We start from the raw sequence: 531 nt of genomic DNA, 5'->3' as shown, positions 1-531 counted from the left end.
CAGGCTTGAAGCGGCCCGCATCACCGCAGCGCGGCTCATCGGTGCCTGTTGGCTCGTCGTCCTGGCCTGGCTCAGAAGTGTCTCGACCTGGCCGAGGTTCACGGCGTCATTCTTGTTCGTGGCATCGGCCACGTTCACGATACGGCGCTTCAGGCTCGAGTTACCAACCGAGACCAGATTATCGCCCGACGCCACCGAGTTCGCGCCAATCGCGACCGAGTTGGCGCCGTTTGCCTGCGAGCCGTAGCCGATCACCACGGAGCCAACACCAAACGCGCGTGACTTCGTCCCGAGTGCGAAGCTGTTTTCTTCCGATGCCGCCGCGTTGCCGCCGATGGCCACCGCATTCACACCTCTGGCAACCGCTGCCGGATGCGGATTACCCGTCTCGTCGATGGACGTGCCGAAGCTGACGTATTTCAGGCTTGCAGCTGCGCCCGAAATGCCGTTCAGCGCACTGCCGACGTCGCCGTAAGTCTTGTCGCCGATCTGGTACGACGGCTGGCTGATCTTGCCGTCCGCGCCAACCGT

At 63.5% G+C, this 531-nt stretch carries 1 pseudogene; it reads right to left on the bottom strand.

From position 1 onward, the window contains the following. A pseudogene (locus BG61_RS38850) lies at nt 1-531 on the bottom strand (hypothetical protein); the annotation flags it as partial.

The sequence above is a fragment of the Caballeronia glathei genome (assembly GCF_000698595.1).
GTDB lineage: Bacteria > Pseudomonadota > Gammaproteobacteria > Burkholderiales > Burkholderiaceae > Caballeronia > Caballeronia glathei.
Note: the sequence above shows the minus strand (reverse complement) of the source record. Positions and strands in the feature narration are given on the sequence as shown.